General features: G+C 73.2%; 19 protein-coding genes. 6 read left to right on the top strand and 13 right to left on the bottom strand.

What is annotated here, in order from left to right; genetic code table 11:
* Positions 1-22 precede the first annotated feature (22 nt).
* A complete protein-coding gene (locus EDF18_RS09365) occupies positions 23-358 on the bottom strand; it encodes a DUF1653 domain-containing protein (RefSeq protein WP_123547562.1) in 336 nt (111 codons plus the stop codon).
* 56 nt (positions 359-414) lie between these two features.
* Between EDF18_RS09365 and EDF18_RS09360 the strand changes: the two genes are divergently transcribed.
* Positions 415-1,086, top strand: coding sequence for a hypothetical protein (locus tag EDF18_RS09360; protein WP_123547561.1), 672 nt, complete (start codon positions 415-417; stop codon positions 1,084-1,086).
* Positions 1,087-1,186: 100 nt separating this feature from the next.
* Here the strand turns inward: EDF18_RS09360 and hxlA are convergent, their stop codons facing one another.
* Both hxlA and hxlB read right to left on the bottom strand, forming a co-directional pair.
* Positions 1,187-1,810, bottom strand: coding sequence for a 3-hexulose-6-phosphate synthase (hxlA, locus tag EDF18_RS09355; protein WP_123547560.1), 624 nt, complete (start codon positions 1,808-1,810; stop codon positions 1,187-1,189).
* Positions 1,811-1,859: 49 nt separating this feature from the next.
* Positions 1,860-2,453 carry a 6-phospho-3-hexuloisomerase gene (gene hxlB, locus EDF18_RS09350; protein WP_123547559.1) on the bottom strand — a complete coding sequence of 198 codons (594 nt, stop codon included), beginning with the start codon at positions 2,451-2,453 and terminating at the stop codon, positions 1,860-1,862.
* A gap of 254 nt (positions 2,454-2,707) precedes the next feature.
* Here hxlB and EDF18_RS09345 point away from each other — a divergent pair, with 254 nt between their 5' ends.
* Together EDF18_RS09345 and EDF18_RS09340 are read left to right on the top strand one after the other, a co-directional pair.
* Positions 2,708-3,253, top strand: a complete 546-nt coding sequence (locus EDF18_RS09345) for an RNA polymerase sigma factor (protein ID WP_233569086.1) — start codon at positions 2,708-2,710, stop codon at positions 3,251-3,253.
* A complete protein-coding gene (locus EDF18_RS09340; RefSeq protein WP_123547558.1) occupies positions 3,243-4,505 on the top strand; it encodes a hypothetical protein in 1,263 nt (420 codons plus the stop codon). The genes EDF18_RS09345 and EDF18_RS09340 overlap by 11 nt, the downstream gene beginning before the upstream one ends.
* Before the next feature lie 202 nt (positions 4,506-4,707).
* On the opposite strand, the gene EDF18_RS09335 is transcribed toward EDF18_RS09340, so the two are convergent.
* The gene (locus EDF18_RS09335; RefSeq protein ID WP_233569085.1) at positions 4,708-6,126 is read right to left on the bottom strand and encodes a carboxylesterase family protein; all 1,419 of its coding nucleotides are present in this window, start codon (positions 6,124-6,126) and stop codon (positions 4,708-4,710) included.
* Positions 6,127-6,167: 41 nt separating this feature from the next.
* Entirely contained in the window at positions 6,168-7,091 is a 924-nt protein-coding gene (locus EDF18_RS09330) for a LysR family transcriptional regulator ArgP (protein ID WP_199732411.1), read from the bottom strand.
* A gap of 108 nt (positions 7,092-7,199) precedes the next feature.
* Between EDF18_RS09330 and EDF18_RS09325 the strand changes: the two genes are divergently transcribed.
* Positions 7,200-7,793, top strand: coding sequence for a LysE/ArgO family amino acid transporter (locus EDF18_RS09325; RefSeq protein WP_123548269.1), 594 nt, complete (start codon positions 7,200-7,202; stop codon positions 7,791-7,793).
* Positions 7,794-7,928: 135 nt separating this feature from the next.
* Entirely contained in the window at positions 7,929-8,186 is a 258-nt protein-coding gene (locus EDF18_RS09320) for a hypothetical protein (protein WP_123547557.1), read from the top strand.
* A 66-nt stretch (positions 8,187-8,252) separates the two neighbouring features.
* Here EDF18_RS09320 and EDF18_RS09315 read toward each other — a convergent pair whose 3' ends face one another.
* The 7 genes from EDF18_RS09315 to EDF18_RS09285 all read right to left on the bottom strand — a co-directional run bounded on the left by EDF18_RS09315 (position 8,253) and on the right by EDF18_RS09285 (position 12,725).
* Positions 8,253-9,134, bottom strand: coding sequence for a manganese catalase family protein (locus EDF18_RS09315; protein ID WP_123547556.1), 882 nt, complete (start codon positions 9,132-9,134; stop codon positions 8,253-8,255).
* A 27-nt stretch (positions 9,135-9,161) separates the two neighbouring features.
* Positions 9,162-9,752 (bottom strand): DUF3618 domain-containing protein, encoded by a 591-nt coding sequence (locus EDF18_RS09310; RefSeq protein WP_123547555.1) that lies wholly within the window; start codon positions 9,750-9,752, stop codon positions 9,162-9,164.
* Positions 9,749-10,105, bottom strand: coding sequence for a phage holin family protein (locus EDF18_RS09305; protein WP_233569147.1), 357 nt, complete (start codon positions 10,103-10,105; stop codon positions 9,749-9,751). The genes EDF18_RS09310 and EDF18_RS09305 overlap by 4 nt, the downstream gene beginning before the upstream one ends.
* Positions 10,106-10,224: 119 nt before the next feature.
* On the bottom strand, positions 10,225-11,082 hold the full coding sequence (locus EDF18_RS09300) for a hypothetical protein (RefSeq protein ID WP_148050074.1): 858 nt from the start codon (positions 11,080-11,082) through the stop codon (positions 10,225-10,227).
* 282 nt (positions 11,083-11,364) lie between these two features.
* Positions 11,365-11,625: a hypothetical protein gene (locus EDF18_RS09295; RefSeq protein ID WP_123547552.1), complete on the bottom strand. Its 261-nt coding sequence runs from the start codon at positions 11,623-11,625 to the stop codon at positions 11,365-11,367.
* 142 nt (positions 11,626-11,767) lie between these two features.
* On the bottom strand, positions 11,768-12,358 hold the full coding sequence (locus tag EDF18_RS09290) for a dienelactone hydrolase family protein (RefSeq protein WP_123547551.1): 591 nt from the start codon (positions 12,356-12,358) through the stop codon (positions 11,768-11,770).
* 79 nt (positions 12,359-12,437) lie between these two features.
* Positions 12,438-12,725 (bottom strand): hypothetical protein, encoded by a 288-nt coding sequence (locus tag EDF18_RS09285; protein ID WP_123547550.1) that lies wholly within the window; start codon positions 12,723-12,725, stop codon positions 12,438-12,440.
* 294 nt (positions 12,726-13,019) lie between these two features.
* Between EDF18_RS09285 and EDF18_RS09275 the strand changes: the two genes are divergently transcribed.
* Positions 13,020-14,339, top strand: coding sequence for an NAD(P)/FAD-dependent oxidoreductase (locus EDF18_RS09275; RefSeq protein ID WP_123547548.1), 1,320 nt, complete (start codon positions 13,020-13,022; stop codon positions 14,337-14,339).
* Positions 14,340-14,512: 173 nt separating this feature from the next.
* On the opposite strand, the gene EDF18_RS09270 is transcribed toward EDF18_RS09275, so the two are convergent.
* Entirely contained in the window at positions 14,513-15,991 is a 1,479-nt protein-coding gene (locus tag EDF18_RS09270) for an MFS transporter (protein ID WP_123547547.1), read from the bottom strand.
* Positions 15,992-16,094: the final 103 nt, after the last annotated feature.

Below are 16,094 nucleotides of genomic sequence, written 5' to 3'. Positions count from 1 at the left end.
GAGAAGCCCGCGTCCCCCCGGGCTAGGGCTCCGTGCCCGGCTCCGACTGCGGCTCCGGTTCCGGCTCCGGCTGTTCCGGCTGTTCCGGCTGCTCCGGCTGCGGCTCCTCGCGGACGAACCGCGGCCCGTCCCAGCCGTCTCGCGTGACGCGCTCGACGAACTGCGCCACGGGACGCACCCAGTGCGAGCGGTCGCCGTAGAGCGTGCGGTAGAAGACCAGCGCCTCCTCGGTGTCGACGTGCCGCCCCGTGCCGATCACCTCGTAGCGGCCGCCCTTGAAGTGGCGGTACGTGCCGGGCACAGGAGGCGCGGGCTCGGCGGGGCGGACAGGGCCGGTGGCGGAGGGGGTCGCGGTCACCGCACCAGGCTAGGCCCGCGCTGGCCGGCGTCGGTCGTGCCCCCTACGATCGCGGCATGGCACTCCTCCACCAGGCCGAACTCGTCCCGTCGAAGCTCGAGGCCCTCGCGGCCTGGGCGCCGAGCCAGCCGTGGTTCGAGGGCGATCCCGGGCCGCTCGAGAAGGTCGCGGCGTTCCGCCTCGACGACCCGGCCGGCGAGGTCGGCGTCGAGGTGCTGCTCGTCCGCGCCGGCGACGGCCCCGTGCTGCAGGTGCCGCTGACCTACCGGGGCGCCCCGCTCGAGGGCGCCGACGACGTGCTGGTCGGCACGATGCAGCACTCGGTGCTCGGCGAGCGCTGGGTCTACGACGGGTGCGGCGACCCCGTCTTCGTCGCGGCGACCATCGCGGCCGCGCTCACCGGCGACGGCCAGGCCGACGAGGTGTTGCAGAAGTCCGACGGAGAGCGCGTGCCCCACGAGCAGACCATGGTCGTCGTCGGCAGCGGCACGGCCGGCGCCGAGGTGCCGTCGACCTCGGTGCGCGGCACGCGCGTGGTCGACGGAGCGACCGTGGTCGACGCGGGCTCGTGCACCCTCGTGGTCGCGCGGACTCCCGACGGCGGCGGCTCGCCCGCCTCCCTCGCCGAGGCCGCAGGAGGCGTGCACGACGACACGACGCAGGTCCTGTCCGCGACGTGGCCGGGCCACGACGCCCCGACGACGCTCGCCGTCGTGCTGGTGCACTAGCCGCGGGCACACGTCGAGGGCGGGTGAACTGGCTCGAGGGCGGGTCGCTGACGACCCGCCCTCGGCGCAGTTCACCCGCCCTCAGCGGTCTGCGGCGGTGCTACTTGATCGCGGCGCGGATCTCGCGTGCGGCGTCCGCGACGTCGTCGGCACCGTAGATCGCGGCGCCCGCGACGGCGACCTGGGCGCCCGCGTCCTGCACCGAGCCGACCGTGGCGGCCTTGACGCCTCCGGCGACCGAGAACGGCACGCCCGAGGCCTTGCCGGCCTCGAGCAGGGCCTCGAACGTGAAGCCGTCCTCGGCCTGCTCGTCGAGGCCCGCGTGCATCTCGACGAACTCGGCGCCGAGGGCGACGACCTCCTTCGCACGGGCGGCCTTGTCGTGCACGCCGATCAGGTCGACGACGATGCCCTTGCCGTGCTCCTTCGCGGCCTTGACCGCACCGGCGATGGTGCTGTCGCCCGCGACGCCCAGCACGGTCACGAGGTCGGCACCGGCCTTGAACGCCTCGCCGGCCTCGAGCTCGCCGGCGTCCATCGTCTTGAGGTCGGCGAACACGACCTTGTCGGGGTGCGCCTCCTTGATCGCGGTGATGGCGCGGAAGCCCTCGGCCTTGATCAAGGGGGTGCCGAGCTCGATGATGTCGACGCTGGGCGCGGCGGCGGCGGCGAGCTCGAGGGCGGCCTCGGTGGTCAGGGTGTCCATGGCGAACTGCAGCTTCATGTGGTGCTCCTTCTTTCGGGGTGGGATGTGTCGGACGAGCAGCCGGGGGCTACTCGAGGTTGGCGTGGCGGGGCCACATGTCGTCGGCGCTCTGGCCGGAGCGCTGCCACAGAGCGTGGAACAGCGCGTCGCCGACGAGCACGACGACCTGCTCGAAGAGGCCGCCGGCGTACTGCGCCGAGGCGGAGCCCGAGCGGTCGAGCTTCTCGGCGGCGGGCACGAGCACGACGGCGGTCGCGACCTCGGCCAGCGGCGAGTCGGCGGCGGTGGTCACGGCGGCGACCCGGGCACCGGCGTCGACGGCGGACTGCGCCGCGCTGACGATGCCGCTCGTCGTCCCCGACCCGCTCGCGGTCAGCAGCACGTCGCCCTCGCCGATCGCAGGGGACGTCACCTCGCCGACCACGTGCACGGCCAGGCCGAGGTGCATCAGCCGCATCGCGGTCATCCGCAGCGCGAGGCCCGAGCGGCCCGCGCCGTGCACGAAGACGCGCCCGGCACCGGACACGAGGTCGGCCACGGCGTCGAGGCCCTCGGCGTCGGTCTCGACGACCGCGTGCACGGCACGGTCCACCTCGGAGCGCACGAGTTCGAGCGCGTCGGCGGACGAGGAGGCGGTGGAGGTGCTGTCTGCGTCGGGCATGCCGTCCAGCTTGCTCTCACCCGCCTCCTCGGCCTTGCAGCGATTCTCAGGTCACCCGGCTCGGCTGCCGCCTCTCCGTTCAGGAACTTCTGTCCTGCATCGCGTAACGGGGGGAGCGCCAGTCCTGAGACGTGCACGAATCAGGAGGCGGCCGCACCTCTTTCCTGAGTCCCTCGAGGCACTCGTCGGACTTTCTCGACGATTTCTGTCAGACCTCGGCGATCTGCGACATTCCTGTAGTGAGGGGGGCAGACATGGACATGACGACGGAGAACGACTCCGACCTCGTCCGACGCACGTCGGGCGGGGACGAGCGGGCGTTGTCGGAGATCTTCGACCGCTGGGCGCCGACGCTGACGCGCTACGCCTGGGCGCTCGCCGACAGCAAGATGGACGTGGAGGAGATCGTGCAGGACACGCTCGTCACCCTCTGGCGCCGCTCGGCCGAGATCACCCTGCACGACGGGTCGCTGTTGCCGTGGCTGCTCGTCGCCTGCCGCAACCACGCGATGAACCTGAGGCGCAAGCGGCAGCGCACCGAGGCGGACGAGCTGCCCGCCGAGCTGATCGCCCCCGCCGACGACGACGCCCAGGAGGCGCGCGAGCGGCTCCGCTGGGTCCGTGCCGAGATCGAGGCGCTCAGCCCCGTCGACCAGCAGATCTGCGAGCTGTGCCTGATCGAGGGCCGCAGCTACGCCGAGGCCGCGAAGCTGCTCGGGCTGAGCGTCGGCGCACTGACACAACGGGTCTCCCGGACCCGGACACGACTGAGGAAGGCGGTGATCCGCGATGGACGTTGAGCCCCCCACCGGAGACGACCTGAACCGCATGCTCGTCTCGATGAAGCAGGACGTGCTGCGCCGCGCCGCCGCCGAGCCCCCTGCGCGACGACGCCCCTGGGCCCGTCGCCACCTCGGCCTGACCCTCGGCCTCGTCGCCCTGCTCGGCGTCGGGGGCGCAGGAGGCGCGCTCGCGCTGGTGCTGCCCTCGCCGTTCCAGGCGTCGCCGGCCGCCACCCCCACGAGCACGCCGTCGGCCACGCCGACCCCACGGCCGACGCCCTCGGCCGCTCCGAGCCCGTCGGCCCCGCCCCCGCAGACCGTCCCCGCGCCCGCCACGGGAATCGACTGCGCGACCCTGGGCGACCGCGCGCAGGTGACCTCCCTGGTGCCGGCCGCCCAGCTCGTCACGGTGCAGCCGGGCTACTGGGGTTCGGGCGACGCCGCCTACCGGCAGGCGGGAGTCCTCGACTGCCGCTGGACCGCCGAGGGCGCGGAGCTCTCGGAGGACGTCGTCGAGATCCGGATCTCGCCCGCGGCGGACCGGGGCAGGGAGTGGATCTCGGGGCTGACGCAGTCCGGCCTCCCCGGCCTGCAGGTGGGCGACGTGTCGGCCGCCCGGTGCGAGGACGACTACGGCACGAGGTGCAACGCCTCGCTGGTGTCGGGTCCGTGGTGGATCGAGCTGTCGTTGGGCGCGACCGTCACCTCCGCCCCCGTGACGACGGAGACGGCGCGGGCCGCCGCCGGCAGCGTCGTCACGGTCACCGACGCGCTCACGCCGGGTGCGCCCTGGGCCGGCCAGGAGTCGTCGTGGGCAGGGACTTCCTGCGCTGCTCTGCCGTCGGGCCGCACCGTGGGCGAGCTCGCGGGCTCGCCCGACATGGGCGACGTCGTGGAGCAGGGATGGACGCCCGCGACGGGCATCCGCCAGACCCAGGCGTGGTCGACACGGTGCTCCTGGACGATCGCGTCGGCGGACGACACGCAGCCGGACGGGTACGTCAGCGGGGTGACCGTGGAGTTCGTGTCGGGGAGCGCGTGGGCCTACGGACGAGAGACCATGCCGGGGACCCCCGTCGAGGTCGCGGGGGCCGACTCGGCCACCCTCGTCTGCTACTCCCACGAGGGAGCCTCCTGCTGGGTGGACCTGGTGTCGGACGGCACGTGGGTCCAGGTGCTGGCATACGTCGACCCCGAGGACTCGGGGCTGCTGATCCCGCTCAGCGAGGCGGTCCTCGCCGCCCAGGCCGCCGCCTCCGGACGGGGCTAGTCCGGGACGAGCAGCCCTGCGGGGCAGCCCCTGCGGGGGCACGGAGACCATCCGGCGCGGGGGCGCCGGACGGGCCGGTCGTCGGGGAGGGACGGCCGGCGAGAGGGGGGAAGACGCGGGAGCGTCGGGTCGAGCACGAGGGGCACCGACCCGCCGCTCCCGTTGTCGCGTTCGCGGTGCGGTGCGTCACGCCGGGCAGCGCTCAGCCGCGGTCGAGCACCAGCGCCTGCGACGCCCCGGCGGCCGCGTCCGCCGCGACGGTCCCGGTCCGCGCGAAGTCGGCCCAGATCTGCCGCACCCGCCGCCCGAGCCGGTCGACCTCCGCCCAGTCGGACTCGCCCAGCAGGGCCGACCGGCCCCACGCCTCCTCCGTCCCCAGCAGCAGCGGCAGGTCGGTGATGTGGGCGGCTCCGTAGCGGCTGCCCCGCGGAGCCCAGCTCAGCTCGTACCGCACGGCACGACCGCCGGAGGCGCGGTGCCGTTCGACGAAGCGGCGCGCGTCGCGTCCGTACACGGCCCCCGTCGTCGCCCGGACGAGCACGCGGCGCACGAGCCCGCCGACGACGGGCAGGCTCGTCAGCACGTCGAGCGGCCGGACGAGCGGCACGTACAGCCCGGTCTCCTCCGTCGTCGCCCCCATCAGCAGGTCGACGTGCGGGGCGACGTCACGCCAGGCCGCGTCACGGTCCTCCTCGGCGGGCAGGGGGGCGCGGCCGTACTGCGGGCCGAACGGCATGCCGCCGCGCAGCCCGAAGCGCAGGGCCGCGCGCTCGGCAGGGGGCTGCCCCGCCAGCAGCTCCTCGACGGTGGCGTCGGGGTCGGGGACGCCGACGACCCGCAGCATCGCCCGCGACATCGCGGACCGGCCGCGGCCGAGCCCCAGCGGGGCGCTCTGCACGATCGCGCGGCGGAACAGCCCGCGCGCCCCGTCGCTGATCATGAGGTGGGCGATAGAGTCGCCGCCCGACGACTGCCCGAACAACGTCACGGTGTCGGGGTCGCCGCCGAACGCGTCGATCGTGTCGTGCACCCAGCGCACCGCCTCGAGCTGGTCGAGCAGCCCGAGGTTCGACGGCACCCGGTCGCCGTCGCCGAGGAACCCGAGGACGCCCAGCCGGTAGGTCACCGCGACCACGACGACGCGCTGCTCGACCACGAGCGAGCGCGGGTCGTAGACGCCGAGGTCGCCCGCGCCGTTGACGTAGGCACCGCCGTGGATCCACACCATCACGGGCAGCCGCTCCCCCGGGGCGAGGTCGGCGGGCAGCGTGATCGACAGCGCCTGGCAGTGCTCGGAGTCGACCATGCCGCGGGCCGCGTCGTCGAAGAGCACCTGCATCGAGGGCGACGACAGCTGCGGCGAGGCAGGCGCGCGCTCGAAGGCGAGGAAGGGCATCGGCTGGCCGTCGTCGCCGACCGCAGGAGGCGCGGGCCGGGGAGCCTCGAAGCGCTCGGCCACCGCGTACGGCACGCCGAGCACCCGCACCACGTCGCCGTCGACGCGTCCGACGACCGTGCCGACCCGCGTCTCGAAGGTGCGGGTCTCGGCGGCCAGGGTCTCCGCGGTGGGGGTCTCCGCCGCGGCGGTCTCGGCGGTGCGGGTCTCGGGTGCGCTGCTCACCGGCTCACGGTACGCGCGCCTCCTGTGCTCGGGGGCGCCGCTCAGGCCGGCAGCAGCACCTCTGCCGCCGAGCGCCGCACCGACTCGGTCAGCGTGTCGAGCAGCCGCGACGACAGGGCCCAGCGCTGCCAGTACAGGGCGAGGTCGACGTGCTCGCCCGGTGCGAGCTCGACGAGCGACCCGTCGGCGAGCAGGTCGAGGCACTGGGCCTCGGGCAGCAGCCCCCAGCCGAGGCCGAGCCGGGCGGCGCGGGCGAAGTCGGCCGACGACGGGACGAACGTCCGCGGCGGCCGCGGGTCGTAGCCGAGCGAGGCCCGGAGGAACCCGCGCTGCAGCTGGTCCGACCGGTCGAAGTCGAGCATCGGCGCGGCGTCGACGCGGCCCATCGTCGGAACTCCCCCGAGCCAGCGGTCGACGAAGCCGGGACTGGCGACCGCGCGGTAGCGCATCAGCCCGAGCGGCTCGGACGAGCAGCCCTGCAGCGGCTCCCGCGTCGACGTGACCGCGGCGAGCACCGTGCCCGAGCGCAGCAGCGAGGTCGTGTTCTCCTGGTCCTCGCGGTGCAGGTCGAACACGGCGCCCACCTCGGGCGGCAGGGCGGCGAGCGCCTCGAGGAACCACGTCGCGAGCGAGTCCGCGTTCACCGCCACGGCGATCGACGTGCCGAGCCCGCCCGGCCCGCCGGTGCCTCCTGAGCCGCCCGCGCCGGCGCCCAGCTCGACCGCCGCGTCGTCGGCGAGCAGCTGCACCTGCCGGGCGTAGCGCAGCACCACGTCGCCGGCCGCGGTCGTCACGACGGGCGTGGTGCGCTGCACGAGCACCTGCCCCGCCGTGCGCTCGAGCTGCTTGATGCGCTGCGAGACGGCCGACTGCGTCATGTGCAGCCGCTGGGCCGCGGCCTCGAACGTGCCCTCGTCGACGAGGGCGCGGAGGGTCACGAGGTGCTCCGAGGCGAAGGTGATCATCAGCAGAGCTTATGCAGCATCACGAACATGAGCTAGAGAGATGCATCGCATCCTCCCTAGCGTCGGGACGTGACCTTCTCCTCCCTCCTGCTGCCCGCCCTGTTCGGCATGGGCACCGGCCTCGCCCTGATCGTCGCGATCGGCGCGCAGAACGCGTACGTGCTGAAGATCGGCCTGCAGGGCGTCAACCGCGTGGTCCTCCCGGTCATCGCGGTCTGCGCCGTGAGCGACGCCGTGCTGATCATCGCCGGGGTCGCCGGTGTCGGGGCCTTGATCGCGGCGGCCCCGCAGGCTCTCGTGATGGTGCGCATCGTCGGGGCCGCGTTCCTGCTCGTCTACGCGGGGTTCGCCGCGAGGCGGGCGATCCGGCCGTCGGGCGCGCTGCAGGCCGAAGGAGGTGCGGTGCAGCCGAGCAGGAAGACCGCCGTCGTCACCGTGCTCGCCCTCACCTGGCTGAACCCCCACACCTACCTCGACACGATCGTGTTCCTCGGCTCGGTGGCGAACCAGCAGCCGGGCGACCTCCGCTGGTGGTGGGCGGGCGGGGCCATCGCGGGCAGCTTCCTGTGGTTCGCGGCGCTGGGCCTCGGCTCGCGCCTCCTCAAGCCGTTCTTCGCGAAGCCGTCGTCGTGGCGCGTGCTCGACGGCCTGATCGCCGTGGTGATGACGGCGCTGGGGCTGCGACTGCTGGTCGGGGCGTGACGCACGCCTCCTCGGTCGGGGCATTGTTTTGAACTATTCAAGAAAGCGAGCTAGGGTGGTGCTCACGCCGACGGAGACGAGCACCCCGCCCTCAGTCGACCGGCGGCCCTCGTCTCCCTGAACGAGGAGGCCCCCATGGACCGCACCGCATCGACCACCCCCGCCCAGCCGTTCCCGCTCGGCGGCCGCTACGTCAGCACCACCCGCCGCGACGAGCCAGTGGGCTCGTACGTCTCGACCGCGCACCGCGACGCCGTCACCATCGGCGCCTACGTGACGCCGTCGGTGCAGCGCACCTCGCTCGGCCGCTACGTGCGCGCCCAGCTGAACGCGTTCAGCACCCGCACCTCCACGATCCGCACGCACACCGGCTCCGTCGTTCTCGGCCGCTAGCACCCGCCGCGACGACGCACGACGACCCCGCCCCTCGAGGGGGACGGGGTCGTCGTGCGTCTGCGCTCAGCCCTTGTGCAGCGCGTCCTTGACGGCGCCCTTCGTCTTCTCGAGCAGCGGCGGCTTGCCCGTCGTGCCGTGGAAGCGCTCGTCCGGCGTGGTCGGAGCGGGCATCGGCGCGGTCGTGGTGGGACCGTCGTGGTACGAGAACTCGCCCTTGCCGTCGGGCGAGGGGCCCGAGGCCCACGACCCCTCCTTCGCGTGCTCGCCGTCGGAGAAGTTGAGGTACTGGTAGTTCACCGTCTGGTCCTCCTTCGACTGGGGGAACGTGCTCGGCACCGGGAACTGCTCGATCCCGTCGTCCTGCAGCTCCTGGATGGCGGCCAGCCACTGGTTCTGGTGCATGGTGTCCCGGGCGATGAGGAAGCTCAGCAGGTCCTTCACGCCCTTGTCGTCGGTCATGTGGTACAGCCGCGCGGCCTGGAGGCGACCCTGCATCTCGCCGTTGGCGTTCGCCGTGAAGTCGGCGAGCAGGTTGCCGCTCGAGGTGATGAAGGCGCCCTGCCAGGGGTTGCCCATGCTGTCGACCGGGCGGGCGCCCGCGCCGGCGACGATCGCCTGCTGCACGTCGGTGCCGCCGATGACGGCTGCCATGACGGGGTCGTTCTGCACGGCCTCGTCGGTGAGCCCGACGGGGGCCTTCTCGAGCAGCTGCGAGATCATGATCGCGAGCATCTCGACATGGCCGAACTCCTCTGCGGCGATGCCGTAGAGCAGGTCGCGGTACTTGCCGGGGATGTGCGTGTTCCAGGCCTGGAAGCCGTACTGCATGGCGATGGTGATCTCGCCGTACTGGCCGCCCAGCACCTCCTGGAGCTTGCGCGCGTAGACCGCGTCGGGGGCGTCGGGGGTGGCGCTGTGCTGCAGCTCTTGCTTGTGGAAGAACATGTGGTTCCTTTCGAGAGGGTGACGGGCTCAGGCGCCCTGGACGGTGTCCTTCGACTGCTGGGCGCTGTCCTCGACGTCGCCGACGGCCGACTGGGCGTCGCTCTTGACGGTGCCCGCCGCCTCCTGCGCGGTGTCCGCCACGCTGGAGAACGCCTCCTGGGCGGGCTCCTTCAGGTTCTGCGCGACGTCCTTCGCGGCGCCCTCGGCAGCGTCGACGGCAGGCCCGGCCTTGTCCTTGGCCGTGGCGGCCAGCTCCTGCTCGGCGTCGGACGCGGGGATGAGCGAGGCGACGAGCGCGCCGACGCCGAAGGCGATGAGCCCCACGGCGAGCGGGTTGCCCTTGGCCTTGCCCACTGCCCGGTGCGCGGTCTCCTCGGCCGAGTCCACGGCGCCGGAGGCTGCCCCGGAGACGCTGCTCGTGCCGCTGTGGGCGGTGCCCATGACGGACTCCTTCATGGTGGTCAACCTGCCCTTGACCTTGTCGGTCTGGCGGTGGGCGATGCTCGTCGGGTCGACCTTGTCGGCCAGCGTGTCGACGTCGTAGCTGAGTCCGGCGCGGGTGCGCTCGATCTCGGCGCGGATCTCCTCGGGGGTCTTCGACCCGTCTGCGTTGGTCATGCGGTGCCTCCAGGCTTCACGGTGTCGGGGATCTTCTTGAGGGAGTCGACCGTCTTCGGCGCCCCCTGGATCTGCTTCAGCTCCTTCTTGCCGCGCAGGAACAGCACGAGCGCGACGACGCCGTAGATCACCGCGATGATCAGCGACGACCAGCCGAGGCCGATGAGGGAGCCGAGGCCCCACATGGCCGCCAGCGACAGGAACAGCAGGGCGAACAGGCCGGTGAGCCCGGCACCGCCGAACATGCCGGCGCCCTTGCCCGCCTTCTTGGCCGAGACGCTGAGCTCGGCCTTGGCCAGCTCGACCTCCTGGCGGAAGAGGGTGGAGATGTCACCGGTCACGCCGCTCAGCAGGTCGCCGAGTGACGTGTTCGCCGCGCGTTCCTCCGGAGCGGGTGAGTCGGGGCCGGGGACCCGGGGGTCCGGGCCGCCGACGGGAGAGGACGGGTACGCCGCCCCCGTGGTCGGATCGGTCACGGGCGCGCCCCCGTGGAGTCGGGCCAGGTGCCGGGCACGCTGCTGGTGCTCGTGCCGGCGGTGCTCGTGCCGGCGGTGCCGCCCGTCGCGCCGAGACCGGGGACGTCGCCCTCGGTGACGACGTCGTACTCGCCGGCGATCGGGCCGGTGGTCGAGGTACCCGTGGTGTGCGCGGCACCCGTGGCCTGCGCCGCGCCCGTGGTCGAGGTGCCGGCGCTCGGGGCGGAGGTCGACGCGGCCCCGTGCTCGTCCTTCGCCTCGGCGGTCAGCGACTTGACGACGCGGCCGGCGAGCAGGCCGGAGACCGCGGCGATCGCGATGAAGGTGCCGGGCTTGCGCGCGGCGAACTGCTTGACGTCGTCGAGCAGCGACCCCGGGTCGCGCCCCTCGAGCCACTCGGCGACGCCGTGCGCGCGGCCCGACAGGTTGCCGACGAGCTGCTGCGCGACTCCGCTGTCGGAGCCCTGCGCCATCGACTCGAGCTGCTGACCGACGGTGCGGAGGCCGGCCGCGGCCTTCTCCTGCTGCGCACCGGCCTGGTCCCTCAGCTCGGACGTCGTCTGGCCGAAGAGCTGCTTGGCGTGGTCGGCGGCCTCCGAGGCGACCTTGCCGGCCTGCTCCTTGGCGCTGCCGGCCACGTTCGCGGCCTGCTCCGCGGCGTCGCCGGCGACCTTGCCTGCCTCGCCCTTCGCCGCGTCGGCCTTCCCGCCGCCGCTCGAGTCGTCGAGAGGACGCTCGAGGCTGCTCTCGACGTCGCGGTAGGCACCGGCCTCGCCGAGCGGCGAGCCGGTCTCGGCGGCCTGGTCGTACACGGGGGTCGACGGCGTGGCGCCGTCTCCGTTGGTGTCGCTCATGTCGAATCTCTCCAGGGTCGTGACCGTGGTGACCACGGTCGTCTGTGGTCGCCTCAATCTGTCCCGAGCTCGGGGAGGCTCGTCCCAGGAACGAGCATCAGGGGGACAAAGGGGCAGGGGGGCTTGACCACGGCTCCCTCCAGCAGTGACAATCCGCGCCGGCGAGCCCGCCGAGGTCCGGGTCGACGGGGTACGTCGAGGGCCAGCTCTGCACCGGTGGCCGGACACGCAGGAAGGCCCCGTCCTCCCGGGACGGGGCCTTCCTGCGGACTGCGGCGCGGACTAGCTGACGGCTGCCGAGCCGGTCACGCCCGTGCCGCTCGTGCCCGTGCCGTCCGTCGGCGCCGGGCCGCCGCCCGCGCGCGGCACGCTCTCCGTGCCGTCCTGCTCGGACGACTCGGTGTCGGCGCTCGTCCCCTCCGCGTCACGGAAGGCGCCCTGCTGGCCGAGGGGCGACCGGCCGTCGTCCTCGACGCCGGAGCCTGCGTCGACGCCCGTCCCGGTCGTCGTGTCGTCGTCGCGTGCGTTCGTGGTGTCGCCCATGTCTGGTCCCTCTCTCGTGGAGTGCCGCGGGTCCGCCCCCGACGTCGGGGGTGCCGCGGTCGCTCCACTCTGCCCCGGAGGTGCGGGCGAGGACCCAGGCAGACCTCGGCCCGCCCGGTCGCCGCCTCTCGCCGACCCTCCGCTAGTGCCGTGCGAGGAACGCGAGCGCGCGCTCCGTGAGCAGCGCCGACGCGGCCGGCTCGTACGCGGCCAGCGACGAGTCGGCGAAGAGGTGCTCGCTGCCGGGGTAGGTGAAGACCTCGGCGTCGGCCCCGGGGTCGTCGGCCCGCAGCTGGGCCACGAGCTCGCGGGCGGCGTCGAGGTCGCCCTCGTCGGCGAAGAAGGGGTCGTGGTCCATGCCGTGCACCTGCAGGGCGAGGCCGGCCGGCCAGGTGCCGAACTCGGCCGCGGGCACGCAGGCGTGGAAGAAGAGCGCGCCGCGGGCACCGGGGCGCGACTGCGCCAGGTGCTGCGCGGGCAGCACGCCCAGCGAGAAGCCCGCGTAGACGACGTCGGCGTCGAAGTCGGCGGCCGAGCGGACCCCGCGGGCGGCGACCTCGCCGACGCCGAGGCCGTGCACGAACTCGAGGCCCTCGTCGATGGAGTCGAAGGTGCGCCCCTCGTACAGGTCGGGCGTGTGCACGACGTGGCCGGCGGCCCGCAACGCGTCAGCGAAGGCGACGACCCCGCGGGTCAGGCCCTGGGCGTGGTGGAACAGGACGACCTCGGTCACGGCTGCGCGCCTCCTCGACTGCCGTCGGCCCGGTGCGCGACGGTCGTCACGACCCTAGCCCGAGCCCGAGAGCTCGACGTCAGCGGTGGAGGCGGCGACGGCGACGAGCGGGACGGTCGGCGGAGAAGAGCGGGACGACGGGCGCGAGCGGCCGGTCGTCCGGGTCCGGGTCGGCCGACGACGACGCGTCCTGCGTCTCGTGGCCCGTGTCCGTGTCCGTGTCGTCGTCGATCACGAGCCCGGCGATCTCGGCGCCGAGGGGCACGAGGTCCTCGAGGGACGCCACCAGCCGCAGGCGGTCGTCGCCCTCGCGGTCGCGGCGGACGACGGGCGACGCGTCCCGACGCCAGAGGACGTAGCCCTTCACGGACGCTCGCCCCGCACGCGGCAGCCTCGACGGTGGTGTCCTGTCACGACGTTGTACCCCCTCGGCCGTCCGCTCGCGCGGGGCCCTCTGATCCGGTGACGACGACGCTACGCCGCCCTGCCCCGCGAGGACCGCTCTCCCTCGCTGGACAACAGTCGTTGCGCAGCCTGCAGAAGGGTGTCCGAGGGCGCCTCGCAGGCGAGTAACCTGACACGGGCGGAGGAACCAGCCGCCTGCAGATCGGGGTCACCGGCGACCTCCGCCACGAACCGAGCACCCCGCAGGAGCACCCTCATGTCCGACGACCGCACCTCCGACGAGCACGTCACCCGGCCCCACGTCGTCGTGGTCGGCGGCGGCTTCGCCGGCATCGCGACGATGCGCGCCCTCAAGGACGCCGACGTCGACATCACGCTGATCGACCGGCACGTCTACAACATGTTCCAGCCGCTCATGTACCAGGTCGCGACCGGAGGCCTGAACGCCGGCGACGTCACGTACTTCCTCCGCAGCCTCCGCTCGAAGCAGTCGAACGCCGACTTCCGGCACGGGCTCCTCACGACCGTCCGGGCCGACGAGCGCGTCATCACGCTCCGTGACGGCGAGGAGATCTCGTACGACGCGCTCGTCCTCGCGAACGGCGTGAACACGAGCTACTTCGGCACCAAGGGCGCCTACGAGTTCGCCTACTCGATGTACTCCCGCTCGCAGGCCCTCCGCATCCGCGACGAGCTCTTCACGCAGCTCGAGAACGCGGCGGCGTCGCAGGGCAGCGGCGAGGTGCGGGTCGTCATCGTCGGCGGCGGCGCGACCGGCGTCGAGATGGCCGGAGCACTGGCCGAGCTGCGCGACCAGGCCCTCAAGGACGCCTACCCCGAGATCGACGCCTCGAGCATCACGATCACGCTGGTGCACCGCAGCGGCGAGCTCCTCAAGCCGTTCGCGCCGCGCCTCCGTCGCTACGCCGCGAAGGTGCTGCGCAAGCGCGGCGTCGACCTGCGGCTCGACACGGGCGTCGACGAGGTCACGCCCGACGGCGTGCACACCACGTCGGGCGAGTTCATCCCCGCCGAGCTCGTCGTGTGGGCGACCGGCGTCGCCGCGCACGCCGAGGTCGCCGCGTGGGGCGTCCCGCAGACCCACGGCGGCCGCATCCAGGTCAACGACGACCTCACGGTCAAGGGCCTCGACCGCATCTGGGCCGCCGGCGACATCGCGGCGACCGACGACGCCCTCGCCCAGCTCGCCCAGCCGGCCATCCAGGGCGGCGAGCACATCGGCGAGCAGATCGAGCGCCTCCTCGCCGGCAAGCCGTCCACGCCGTTCAAGTACCACGACAAGGGCACGATGGCCACGGTCGGCACGAACGCGGCCGTGGTGCAGCTGCCGAACGGCTTCACGATGACCGGGCCAGTCGCCTGGCTGCTCTGGGTCTTCGTGCACATCACGAGCCTGCTCGGCAACGGCAACCGCCTGTCGACGCTGACCCACTTCTTCGTCCGCTACATGTGGGCCCTGCGCAAGCGCGCCATCCCGATCGTCGGCGACGTGCGCCCGGTCCGCCCCAACGGCGACCGTGCCCCCGAGAAGTGGCAGACCGAGAAGGCCGAGTAGCCCGGCCGCTCGCCCCCTCTGCTCGCGGCGACGGGCCTGCTCCGACACCGCCGAGTGAACGGAACACCGCCCGCTGAGGCGGTGTTGCGCCCACTCGGTGGTGCCAGGCCCACGAGACGGAGGAGGCGCGGTGCCGGTCAGACCGACACCGCGCCTCCTTCGCGTGGACGGGCTCAGCCCAGGTGCACGACGGGGCCGCTCGGGAGCAGCTCCTCCTTCGTGCCGCGGATCATGAAGAACGAGATCGGCGCGGCGACGAACGCGGCGACCGCGGCCGCGACGAACGCCGCCGAGTAGCCGTCCACGAGCGCTCCGAGCCCGCCCGCGGTGCTGCCGGCCACGGCCGACGCGTACAGGTTCGTGTAGACCGCGAGCCCGATCGAGCCGCCGATCTGCATCATCGCGTTCGAGGTGGCACTGGCCGCGCCGGCCTCGTGCGGCGCGACCCCGGCCAGCGCGAGGTTCTGCATCGGCACGAAGATCCCCGCCAGGCCGACGCCCATGACGATCAGCGGGGGCAGCACGTGCGTCGCGTACCCGCCGTCGGCCGTGATGAACGACAGCCAGAACAGGCCCGTGGCGGCCACGATCGGCCCGACGATCATGAGGAGGCGCGGTCCGATCACCGGCAGCAGCTTCGTGAGGACCGGGGCCATCACCATGATGACGAGCGTCATCGGCAGGGTCGCGAGACCGGCCTCGAGCGGGCCGAAGCCCAGCACGATCTGCAGGTGGAACGTCAGGTAGAGCAGGGCGCCGATCATGACGCTGCCGACGATCAGCTGGACGAGGAACGCTCCCCCGCGCACGCGGTTCGTGAGCACGCCGAGGGGCAGGAGGGGGTGGTCGCTGCGCTTCTGGACGAGCACGAACAGGGCGAGCAGGCCGGCGCCGAGGGCGATGAAGCCGATCACGACGGGGCTGCCCCAGCCGTCCTCGGCCTGGGTGAAGCCGTAGACCAGCGACGCGAGGCCGAGGGCCACGACGACCGTGCCGACGACGTCGAGCCGGTTGTCGCCCTCGGCCTTGCTCTCGCGCACGACGAGCGCGGCGGCGACGATCGCGACGATCACGATCGGCACGTTGACGAGGAGGCACCAGCGCCAGCTGACGAACTCCGTGAGGACGCCGCCGAGCACGAGGCCGACGGCCGCGCCCGCACCCGAGATGGCGCCGAAGACGGCGAAGGCGGTGTTGCGCTCGCGCCCCCGGGAGAAGGTCGTGGTGAGCACGGCCAGGGCGGCCGGGGCGAGCAGCGCGGCGAAGACGCCCTGCAGCGCACGGGCGGTGACGAGCAGCTCGCCGGTCGAGACGAGACCGCCGAAGGCCGACGCGGCGCCGAAGCCGACCATGCCGACGATGAAGGTGCGCTTGCGGCCCCAGAAGTCGGCGATGCGACCGCCGAGCAGCAGCAGGGCGCCGAAGGCGAGGGCGTAGGCCGTGACGACCCACTGGCGGTTCTCGTCCGAGAGGCCGAGCTCGGCCTGGGCCTGCGGCAGGGCGATGTTGACGATGGTGCCGTCGAGGACGACGACGAGCTGCGCGAGCCCGACGATGACGAGCACCCACCAACGGCGGGCGGACGCGGGCGCGTCGGACGGAGGTGCGGTCTGGTGCGACCCGGTGGCGGGCCGTGCTGCTGAGGTGGTCACTGTTCTCCTGGTTCTGGGCCCCGGGCTCCGGGGGGCCGCACGACGGGCGGCCGTCGTGGACCTGGCGATACTACCTACTAGTTGGTTGGCTTCGTAAGGGGCT

Origin of the sequence: Frigoribacterium sp. PhB107 (assembly GCF_003751515.1) — a bacterium.
Taxonomy (GTDB): Bacteria; Actinomycetota; Actinomycetes; order Actinomycetales; family Microbacteriaceae; genus Frigoribacterium.
This window is presented reverse-complemented; position numbering and strand designations above follow the sequence as displayed.